The organism is Terriglobus sp. YAF25 (genome assembly GCF_052113305.1).
Lineage (GTDB): Bacteria > Acidobacteriota > Terriglobia > Terriglobales > Acidobacteriaceae > Terriglobus.
The window spans coordinates 1-10,340 of sequence record NZ_JBFRCY010000181.1; the positions used below are offsets into that span (position 1 = coordinate 1).

Annotated in this window: 11 protein-coding genes; 3 read left to right on the forward strand and 8 right to left on the reverse strand. The window is 57.4% G+C overall.

Annotated elements, in window-relative coordinates:
• Positions 1-2 precede the first annotated feature (2 nt).
• Both AB4043_RS09615 and AB4043_RS09620 read right to left on the reverse strand, forming a co-directional pair.
• On the reverse strand, positions 3-1,274 hold the full coding sequence (locus AB4043_RS09615) for an MFS transporter (protein ID WP_442300030.1): 1,272 nt from the start codon (positions 1,272-1,274) through the stop codon (positions 3-5).
• On the reverse strand, positions 1,271-1,972 hold the full coding sequence (locus AB4043_RS09620) for an aspartate/glutamate racemase family protein (protein ID WP_442300031.1): 702 nt from the start codon (positions 1,970-1,972) through the stop codon (positions 1,271-1,273). Before AB4043_RS09620 ends, AB4043_RS09615 begins: the two co-directional genes overlap by 4 nt.
• Before the next feature lie 233 nt (positions 1,973-2,205).
• Here AB4043_RS09620 and AB4043_RS09625 point away from each other — a divergent pair, with 233 nt between their 5' ends.
• A complete protein-coding gene (locus AB4043_RS09625; RefSeq protein WP_442300032.1) occupies positions 2,206-3,366 on the forward strand; it encodes a hypothetical protein in 1,161 nt (386 codons plus the stop codon).
• An 11-nt stretch (positions 3,367-3,377) separates the two neighbouring features.
• Positions 3,378-5,021 (forward strand): alpha-L-fucosidase, encoded by a 1,644-nt coding sequence (locus tag AB4043_RS09630; RefSeq protein ID WP_442306949.1) that lies wholly within the window; start codon positions 3,378-3,380, stop codon positions 5,019-5,021.
• A 241-nt stretch (positions 5,022-5,262) separates the two neighbouring features.
• On the opposite strand, the gene AB4043_RS09635 is transcribed toward AB4043_RS09630, so the two are convergent.
• From AB4043_RS09635 to AB4043_RS09660, 6 genes are all read right to left on the reverse strand, one after another.
• On the reverse strand, positions 5,263-6,186 hold the full coding sequence (locus tag AB4043_RS09635) for an alpha/beta fold hydrolase (protein ID WP_442300034.1): 924 nt from the start codon (positions 6,184-6,186) through the stop codon (positions 5,263-5,265).
• Positions 6,187-6,207: 21 nt separating this feature from the next.
• Positions 6,208-6,684, reverse strand: a complete 477-nt coding sequence (locus tag AB4043_RS09640; RefSeq protein WP_442306950.1) for an NmrA family NAD(P)-binding protein — start codon at positions 6,682-6,684, stop codon at positions 6,208-6,210.
• The gene (locus AB4043_RS09645; protein WP_442306951.1) at positions 6,630-6,953 is read right to left on the reverse strand and encodes an NmrA family NAD(P)-binding protein; all 324 of its coding nucleotides are present in this window, start codon (positions 6,951-6,953) and stop codon (positions 6,630-6,632) included. Before AB4043_RS09645 ends, AB4043_RS09640 begins: the two co-directional genes overlap by 55 nt.
• A gap of 33 nt (positions 6,954-6,986) precedes the next feature.
• Positions 6,987-7,310: a hypothetical protein gene (locus AB4043_RS09650; RefSeq protein WP_442300036.1), complete on the reverse strand. Its 324-nt coding sequence runs from the start codon at positions 7,308-7,310 to the stop codon at positions 6,987-6,989.
• 110 nt (positions 7,311-7,420) lie between these two features.
• Positions 7,421-7,915, reverse strand: a complete 495-nt coding sequence (locus AB4043_RS09655) for a hypothetical protein (protein WP_442300037.1) — start codon at positions 7,913-7,915, stop codon at positions 7,421-7,423.
• A gap of 49 nt (positions 7,916-7,964) precedes the next feature.
• Positions 7,965-8,852: an NmrA family NAD(P)-binding protein gene (locus AB4043_RS09660; RefSeq protein WP_442300038.1), complete on the reverse strand. Its 888-nt coding sequence runs from the start codon at positions 8,850-8,852 to the stop codon at positions 7,965-7,967.
• A 152-nt stretch (positions 8,853-9,004) separates the two neighbouring features.
• On the opposite strand from AB4043_RS09660, the gene AB4043_RS09665 reads away from it, so the two are divergent.
• Complete coding sequence (locus AB4043_RS09665; protein ID WP_442300039.1) at positions 9,005-9,991, forward strand: GlxA family transcriptional regulator; 987 nt, start codon at positions 9,005-9,007, stop codon at positions 9,989-9,991.
• Positions 9,992-10,340 lie beyond the last annotated feature (349 nt).

Below are 10,340 nucleotides of genomic sequence, written 5' to 3' on the forward strand. Positions count from 1 at the left end.
TTCTATACCAGGTGGTCGGCCGTTTCCAGACCGCGTGTGCAGTCCACGCGGGCGAAGATCACCGCAGCCAGCAGGATCATGACCGCAATCATTCGCACCGGAAGATCGTAGTTTCCCGCAAACTTTACGACGTAACCGAAGACGATGGTGCACACCCAGCCACCAAGGTTTCCGGCGGTATTCATTACGCCGGATGCGGTACCGCCGAAGTTGCCGCCAAGCCCCATCGCCATGGCCCAGGCGGAAGGCAACATCAGGTCCATCACACCGAAGCCCGCTGTCGCCAGAACGATGATGCCTGTGTGCGTCTGGACTGCGGTCATGCCATACAACAAGCAGGCCGAAACGCCGAGGCAGATTGCTGTCACCCAGCGGTAGGCTCTGCGTCGGCCAAAGCGTATGACCAGCCATTCCGATAGCACTCCACCTGCGAGGTTGCCGGCAAGTCCCATCAGGAAAGGCACCGATGCCCAGATACCCATCTCCGCCACGGTAAAGTGCGCGCTGCGCACCAGCCAGGTGGTAAACCATCCGAAGAAGAACCAGCTACCCCACGCATAACAGAAGTAAGCCAGTGATAGCAGCCATAGATCCGGCAGCCGGAAGAGCCGCGACCACGGAACCTTCTCCTGCAGCTCTGCCCCCTGATAGCCGGCAGAGGTGACTGTTGGGGAACCGATCTCAATCAGCTCCTCGATGTCGATGCCAGGCCTAGCCTCTGGGCTTTCACGAAACAGAAACAGCCATAGGGCAACCCAAACCCATCCGATCGCGCCCATGCACCAGAAGATTCCGCGCCAGCCCACCGATCGCGCTAACGGCACAAGCAGCAGCGGAGCCAGCGCTCCACCAAGCCTGCTGGCTCCCCACACGAAACCCTGTGCGCGCGCATGTTCTTTTTTAGGGAACCAGCGGCTGATGACACCGGCAGCATTCGGGTACGCTCCGGCAGCTCCCATACCAAAGAGGAAGCGTGATGCGGTGATCTGCAGAAAGCTGCGGCACCATCCTGTCATTGCTGTAAAGAAGCTCCACCAGGTGACGATGCGTGCGAGCTCTTTGCGCCGTCCATGCCGGTCCCCGAGGGCTCCGGACGGAATCTCAAAGATGGCATTTGCCAGGATGTAGGCTCCGAGCACCCATCCCCACTGCTCTTCCGAGAGATGAAGATCGCTGCGGATGCCGCTCTCGGCAACCGGCAGAGCCAGCCGGTCCAGAAACGTAATGATGCTGAGGATGCACAACAGCATCAGCACCGTGTGGCGTTTCTTCAAACAGCAGCCTCCACCGGCTTGCCCAGCACCACGTCGCGAGCGTGCAGCACATCGCGAGCACGCAATACGGCAAGCTCAGGCGAGCTCAATACAGGCATGGGCAAAGCATCCGCTCCAATGGCCTGCACCACTCGCGCCATGCTGGCCTGTGCCAACACAACAACATCCACGTCCTTCATCTCCTCCAGCAATGCCTTCGACAGAATACGATCATGGGTCGCGGTATCGCCGGCGAGCACGGCCTCGAATGCTCCAACGCAGAGCGACGACACCAGCTCTACGCTCTTCCCCGCCGCATCTGCCTTATCGCGTAGCAACGCCAGCGTCGGTTCCAACGTGGTGCGCAGCGTCGCCATGACGCCGATACGGCTTCCCCGCCGTACAGCTTCTTCAGTCATGGCGTCATCCACGCGGATCACCGGAATATCCATCACCTGCTGCCCAATGCGGACACCAGCCCCAATCGAAGAACAGGTCACCATCACGGCATCCGCACCTGCATCCTGCGCCGACTGCAACATGGCCAACAGCCTCCGCATCGTCACCCGCCGTGGCGCGCCGTGGCGGATGGTGTCCTTGATCAGGCTCTCATCCACCATATGAAAGACGTTCACCCCGCTCAGATGCTGCGCGCACAGCGCGCCGAAGATGGGCGTAAGCGTAGGGCTGGTATGAATCAGAGCGAGCGTCTGGGACACGGGAAAACTCCTTGCAAAAGGTAGGTCTGGTTCTATCTTGCCCATCCTCGGATGTAAAGCGTGCGTTGCAGAAATCCCACAATCGTTCCAGGATGATTCATTCTTGAATTCCGTTTCGCGGAACGATCCTGCCCGAGGACAGGCAAAAGGTCTATCGCTTTGACAGGGATCATCGTCGCACTTGCCACCCGGAGCAACCCACGTGTACTTCTACTGAGAACTGTGGAGATGCAATGATTCGCACCAACCGCCGCGAGTTTCTCGCCATGGCAACTGCCGCTGCACTTGCTCCGGCGGCAATGGCACAGGATGATCCGGTCGCCCCGTTTCGGACACCCTACAAATATCCAAAGCTTGTCCTCGCTCCAGTGAATCCGTCCATTCCGAGTAACGCTCCAGCCGGCAGTGAGGTCTTCGACTCTCGTGGAGTCGATGACCCAATCGTCTTTCGCGCTGATGGAAAGTTCTACATGTTGTACATCGGCTTCGACGGAATCGGATATCAGACCGGCCTCGCCAGCAGCCACGATCTGGTGACATGGAAGCGCGAAGGGAACGTGGGACCGCGCGACCCAAACTCGAAGTACACACAATTCAATCTTGCGATCAGCACCATCCTGCGCGACAAGAACCTTCATGGACGCGGCGACGCAATCAAGGTCAATGGCCAGTATCTCGCAGCCTGGCATGCCTATCCCGCGGCCGGCTATGAGTCTGGCCCCGCCGTCATTGGCCTGGCGCGCTCTCGCGACCTTCACCACTGGACACTTACGGAACCGATCCTCCGCCCTGAAGAAGGAGAGGCGTGGGAACGCGGCGGCCTGTACCGTCCGGACCTCTTTGTCGAAGAGCACCAGGGTAAGCGGACCTACTTTCTGTACTACAACGCGAAGACAGAGGCGCTGCCCAAAGATGAAGGCGGAGGCTGGCATGAGCGGAGCGGAGTCGCGACCAGCACCGATCTGGTGCACTGGACACGATCGCCGCTCAATCCTCTGCTGCAGAATGGTCCCCGGGGTGCGGCAACTTATCCCAAGGGAAGCCCACTCACCGCGAATGCTCCTGGGGCCGACGCGCGTGACAGCCGCTTTGCTTCAAACCCCTACGTCATGAAGTTGGATTCGACCTATGCGATGTACTACTTCGGTTTCAACTACGAACGCCCGGGCCGCGCGCGTGAACTGCTCGCTTTAGGCCGCGATCCCTTTCACTTCCAGAAGGTGCCGGAGATCCTGATCGATACCGGAGCACCTGGGTCCATCGACGAAACCTTCGCCCACAAGCCATCGCTTATCTATCACGATGGTGCGCTTTACCACTTCTATTGCGCCGTCTCGGGCAAATATCCCAATGAGATTCGCGGCGTCGCCGTCGCACGGTCCAAGCCATGGTGAGATTCCCTTTTTTGAAGACCACGGCCATTGCTGGTTTAGCAGCCTGGCCATTCATCGTTGCCTCTGCTGCCGCTCAGACACAGGCAACCCACGACAAGGCGGTTGCAACACAGGTCAGCCGGGTGCAGCGTTACACAACAGTGGCCAAGCCATTCGCACCTGACTGGGGCTCGCTTGCGGTCTATCGCACACCCGCATGGTTTCAGGATGCAAAGTTCGGCATCTTCATTCATTGGGGCGTGTACTCCGTTCCGGCATTCGCCAATGAATGGTATTCGCGGAATATGTATGTCCCGGGCAACAAGGCCTACGAACATCACATCGCTACCTACGGACCGCAGAGCAAGTTCGGCTACAAAGACTTCATCCCGATGTTCCGTGCGGAGCGTTTCGATGCCAATGCCTGGGTCGACCTCTTCCAGAAAGCCGGAGCGCGCTATGTCGTTCCCGTCGGCGAACACTGCGATGGCTTCGCCATGTATGCCTCCGATGTAACGCCGTGGAACGCCAAGGCCATGGGGCCGCATCGCGACATCGTCGGCGAACTCGCAACGGCTACGCGGGCACATGGCCTGCGCTTCGGTGTCTCCTCGCACACGGCTGAGCACTGGTGGTGGTACGGCCTTGGCCGCACCTTCGACTCCGACGTGCGTGCCATGAGTTCCGCTGCGACAAACGAACTGCCGCCCACATCCCTGCTGTACGGTCCCGCATCCGCGCGAAACCTGCCTGATGCAAGTGGCGCCGTGGATGATCACAAAGAACCTGATCCAGATCATCTGGAGCGCTGGGTGCCTCCCAGCCAGGATTTCCTGAACGAGTGGCTGGCAAAATCAACCGAGGTCGTCGATAAGTACCACCCCGACTTCATGTACTTCGACTGGTGGATTGGTCAGCCGGCCTTCAAACCAGCACTGCAACAGTTCGCCGCCTACTATTACGACCGCGGTGCGGAACGGCACGAACAACCGGTCCTTACCTACAAGCAGGAGTCGATGCCCGCCAACGTCGCCACCCTGGACATTGAACGCGGCAAGCTCGACACGCTCCGCCTGCTGCCCTGGCAGACAGATACTTCGGTTTCGATTCACTCCTGGGGATACGCGGAGCACGATGAGTACCGCACGGCGAAGTCACTCGTGCATCAACTGGTCGACACTGTCTCCAAGAACGGCAACCTGCTGCTGAACGTTGGACCGAAGGCCGATGGCACCATTCCCGAAGAAGCCAGAACGGTTCTGCTGCAGATCGGGGACTGGTTACGAGTGAACGGCGAAAGTATCTACGGCACGCGCCCCTTTACCGTCTTCGGCGAAGGCCCCACCAAAGCGGCAAAGAACGCAACCGAGAAGAACAACGACATCCAGAGCTACACAGCTCAGGACATCCGCTTCGCCGTCTCGCACGGAACAAAAGAACCGCTGCTCTACGCCACTCTTCTAGGCTGGCCTTCGCAATCTGAAACCGTCATCCACACACTCTTCGCCGGAAATCCATACCTTCCAGGTGCGGTGTGCTCTGTCGATCTGGTGGGAGGGCAATCGAACCTGAACTTCCAACAGCGGCCGGACGGAATGYACGTGACCATGCCGTCCTCCGCTGAAGGCCTCGGCGATATCGCCTACGTATTGCGTATCCATACACACTGTAAGTAAGCGTGTCGCAAATCCGAGTCGCGAAGAGGATTCTTTTTTGATATGGAATAGGTTCCTGACCCCGTAGAGACGGGTGCCCTATATCTGGCGGCTTTATCGCCAGATATAGGGAATGGGTATCACGAAAATCCAGGTATCCTTCAAACCCACATCTCGGCATAGCCGAGATATGGGGCACCCAGTTTTTAGGGGTGAATAGACATGGATCGCCCTGATCCTCAGACCACTATATGGACGCAGGTTATTGCGAAACAACCTCCTGAACGCGCACCTCGGAGAGCATGAGGCGGCCTACCTGTTCGGGTAGGTCGAGCTGTACCCAGTGGCCTGCGTCGAGTACGTGCTTGGAAGCGCCGCGAAATGTAGCCGCGAACTCCTTTGCGACGCCCAGGTTCAGGTACGCGTCCGCATCGCCCCAGATAATGCTGCAGGGGATCTCAATCTCCTTGAGGCGAGCCAGCGATGCCGCATTCTTTCCGAGTTGCGGGAAGAGCCCACCCGCAAGCTGCACGAATGCGGGCGCGGCGCTGGGTGTCTGCGCGAAGTTCTGTTGGATGATCGGTCGCACCAGATCATCGATCACGGCCTGCTGCGTCCCGCTGCCGCCTGCTTTGAATTGGCTTTGCTGGAAGGTCAGGAGAAAGTCCAGCATGGCGGGGTCTTCCGCCATCTTTTGCGCGATTGCATTCACTCCGGGTGTGGCGAAAAACTGGATCAGCTCCGGGGGCCGCAGCGTCGCTGTGTTGGTGTAGAAGGTATTCAAAAGGCAGAGGTGAGCGATACGCTCCGGAAGGGCCAGGAGATAGTTGATGGCTACAAATCCGCCTGAGTCATGGCCGACGGGCACGATCTGCTGCAGGTTGAGATGATCTACAACAGCATCGAGGTCGGCTAGCTGCTGATCATAGCTGTAGGCGTAACCTTGGGGCTTGTCTGATGAGCCGAAGCCGAGAAAGTCGAATGCCACAACATGGCGTCCGGAGTTGGCAAGGAATTGGCCCAGCGGATCGTAGATGTGATGATTGTCCGGGAAGCCATGAAGCATGACGAACGTTGGACCCCGTCCCGGAAACTCCTTCGCGTAGAGGGAGTGTCCGTCGCGCGGGATGCGGTGTTCAAGAACCGGTGCCATTTCGTGAAACGCTGTGTTTTGATGTGTGCTCATGACTAGCCTTTCCAGTTCTCACTACGCCGAGACTCGCGCAAACGCCTGTGCGTTCCRCTCGACGAATTCGCGTACGCCCATGGGGAGCACGCCAGTTAATGTCTCGACATCGTCGCTATACCTGTCATAGCGATTCGCTTGATGTAGCTCCGCCATTGTGACTACATGGGAGACCACATGAGGCGGCAACCCCATCTTCGACAACGTCTCCTTCCAGACATCAAGCGGCACATCAACGTAGGTGATGGGGCGACCAAGAGCTTGCGAAAACTCCTTCGCAATGCTCGGCATGTCCTGTGAGCTTGGTCCGGTGAGGTGATAGGTTTTTCCGATATGCTTTGCTGGATCGCTTAGGATGGCGGTAACCGATCGTGCCACGTCAAAAGCCGCAACTGCGGAGTTCTTACCGTTGCCGAGCGGCGCCAGCAGCCGGTCTTGCGTTGCTACGCCTCCCGCGAGTTGCAGGAATAGCCCTTCGAGAAATGCTGTTGGTCGCACCTCAACAACCGGCAACCCGGACCAGGAGAGAACTTGCTCGAACAGCCAGTGCGATGAGCAGCTCCAAGATCAAGGAGATCTCCCACAACGACATCAGCGCCGAGCGAACCTAGTGCCGCCGCACGGTCATCGTCCACCCGCACCTGGGCCCGGACACGGAAGCCACGTTCGAGAAGCTGTTCTGTAACCAGGCGGCCCACCGAGCCGACCCGTCCAGCTGCGCCGGTCACCAGGATAGGCAGGTTGTAGTTGCTGTTCTTTACAGCCACGTTCGCACCTTCGTTTCGGTTGATGCCGGCGTGCTATTTGCCGGCAGGCTTATCGTTCAACAGCATGGCCAGCGGCGTGAGGGGGCCAACCTGAATCAAATCGAACTCCATCAATTTCGCCTGCCCCAAGGGAAGCTTCTCGAGAATCTTGTGAGCTTCATCTACGTCAGTCACGTTCATCAGAAAGATGACGCCCGTCTGATCGTGGCGGAGCCAACTCTGATCAATCTTGCCCACGAGGATGAGACGAAGGGTGTCAGGAACCTCATGCGGCATAATCGCTGCCCACTCATCGGACGTCAGCGTTCGGGTGAAATGGCCAATTGCAAGGATGTGTGTCGTAGGCGGAGCTGGCATGCGAGCTTGCTGTGTTTGTGCGAATAGCTGAAACGAAGCCGCTAAAACGAGCACAAATGAGTAGATAGATTTGCGCATTGTATGGTCCTCCTACCCAGGTTTAATTTCGACTAACCAATCGCCACTGCTTCACGCGCTCGCTCGGTATGAAATCTCTTCGCCGCAAAGATGCCTAGCACCACGAACAGAGCCATGACTACGAGCTGGGTAACCAGAAATGGGGGCTCCGACTGTGTCGGAGCCGTTGCTTTCAGGGCGGGCACTTTTTGAAAAAGCTGTGCGATCAATACGAAAACGTTTAGATACGTCGCAATGACGGCGTTTACTGCGTAAATCCAACGCCAAGCGCCGACAAGACGGCGGACATAGCGTGCCAGGATTGCAATTGCCAGTACCACCAACGACACGACGCCTATTACATGCGAGGGCAAGAGTTTATGGAAAGGAAACAGGAATCCGGTCAAGCTCGTTGCCACCGTGGTCGAGAGAAACACCACGGTCCACCGATTTAGCTGCTTTGCCGCGATCAGCCCAAATATAACGACGAATCCTGCGCCGATTCCTACCAGACTCAACACGACGTGAAATAGAGTGAATGTGTTCATTTGCAATCTCCTAAAAGTTCCAGAAGCGATCGGAGTCGAAACGCCTTAGCTAAGCCGTTTTCCTTGGGTTCAGTTGGGCTAAATGTACGCGTGCGAACTCACCTACAGTCATGGGCTTCTGTCCTGTCAGCTTTTCAATGTTGTTATCCGCGCCCGCCATGTGTCCGTGTTGGTAGTCGAGCATGGCGCCGCTGAAGTGCTGAACGACATAGGGCGGAAGGCCCATCGCAGTAAGAGACGCCGCGTACTCCTCGATCGGCACATCCTGATACACGACCTTGCGGCCGAGCGCTTCGCTTAGTTCTGCCGCCATCTGCTCATAGTCCATCTCGACCGGGCCAGAGAGATCGATGACAGTCCCGATATGACTTTCCGGGCTCTTCAGGAGGGCTGCAATAGCGCGGCCCTGGTCGTCGGCGGCGATGGGAGAGTGGCGGCCTTTGCCTCCTGGAATGCGAAGGATGCCGTGTTGCAGATATCCGATCTGCCACGGATAGAGCAGCCATTCGAGAAAGAGCGTTGGCCGCAGATGAATAACGGGCACATTCGACCAGTTAAAAGCCTGTTCGGAGATGTAGGTATCGCGGCAGGAGTCRCTGGTCGAATCGCGGTTCTGGGAGCGTTGCGATAGGTTGATAACGGCTTTCGTGCCGGCTTCCTTGGCAGCCAACGCGAAGTTGACGGTGGCGGCGATAAGGCCTGGGGCTACCGGATAGACGAAATATGCCGCATCGACCCCCTCCAGCGCGGCGCGGATTGAGTTGATATCGAGCAGGTCGCCAACAACCACTTCGGCATGCTGGGCAGCAAGTGCTTCCGAGCGTTCGTCGATCTTGCGTACCATCGCGCGAACATCCAGCCCACGACGAAGAGACTCTTTAACTGCGGCGCGGCCGGTATCCCCAGTTGCTCCAGCGATCAATACTCTGCGGCTCATACTTGCGATCTCCCCTCAATGCATTAGCAGGAAAGCATGCAGAAAACTCTCGGGATGTCTCCATGATCGGATTTTAGGAGCGCGCCCGCACGGCGGTAAGTCATAAATCCGGCGTTTTAGGACATCCTGCAGTTTTCTGCTAGGGTGAAGGCGTGAAACGCCCGCACCAAATCGGCTTTGTCTTGTATCCCCAGATATCGACGGTCAACCTTGCGGTCTCTGCTGTCTTCGAGATGGCCAACTTGCATGCCAGATATCCGGCATACGAGATTACGCTGGTGTCAGAACGTGGAGGGCTCGTTGAGACCTCGGTTGGAAGCAGAATTCATACGGAGACCTTAAAGCGACGCTCCTTCGACACGATTTTGGTAGCGGGCGAGCATGATCCCTCCGGTGGTGCTCTTCCGGGAGTGGTAAAGTACCTGCGGGCCCAAGGCCAGCGAGGGGTACGCATCGCTTCCGTATGCACCGGCACATTTGTGCTCGCCGAAGCCGGGTTACTCGATGGACGCCATGCGACTACCCACTGGTATCACGCGAAGTCGTTCCGGCAACAGTATCCCAAGGTAATTCTCGATCTCGATCGTATTTTTACCTCCGACGGTTCCGTATGGTGCTCGGCCGGAATGAGCGCCGGAATTGATCTCGCGCTGGCGCTGGTGGAACAGGACTTTGGCCGTGAGATGGCGCGAGAAACCGCCAAGTTGATGGTCGTCTATCACCGCCGGGCAGGCGGACAGTCGCAGCATTCGACCCTCCTCGATCTCGATGCGACGTCCGATCGTATGCAGACTGTGCTTGCCTACGCGAAACGAAATCTGGCTAAGCCCCTCTCGATGACGGTCTTGGCGAAGGTCGCCTTTTTAAGCCCGAGACAGTTCAGCCGGGCCTTCAAAGAAGAAACTGGACAAACGCCTGCCAAGGCCGTTGAGCTGCTACGTGTAGAGTCCGCTCGCTTGATGATGGAAGGTGGTCGTTTCTCCGTTGAGGAGATCGCTCGCAGAAATGGATTTGAAAATCGCGACCGGATGCGGCGTTCCTTCCTGCGAATCCTTGGTCTGCCGCCACAGGCCGTTCAACGCACGGCGAACATGCTGAATACACAAACATCTGGTCTAAGGCCAAGGAGAATGCAATAGACGGCAGGCTCGACGAACTTCACGATGATGAACCTTCGAGGAATCTTCCATTGAACAATCGGTTCGACACTCATTCCTCGGCGACTATCGGTGAAACCGGCTTCGCGGGGAAAGTAGTCTCAGCCGCCGGACCCGTCTAGGACTTTGCATTAGCCCTCCGCTTATGGGAAGTTATCTCGCGAGTCGATGAGTGATTTGGCGATTTACCACGAATCGAGAAGCAATCCCAGAGACTCGTGCGTTTCTTGGATACAAGCATTTCGAGAGAAAGCAGGAGATGTCTCATCTCAGGCTGGGCGAACGATACAGGAGAACGAATGGGATCCATTGTGCCTACTATGTTTAGGCG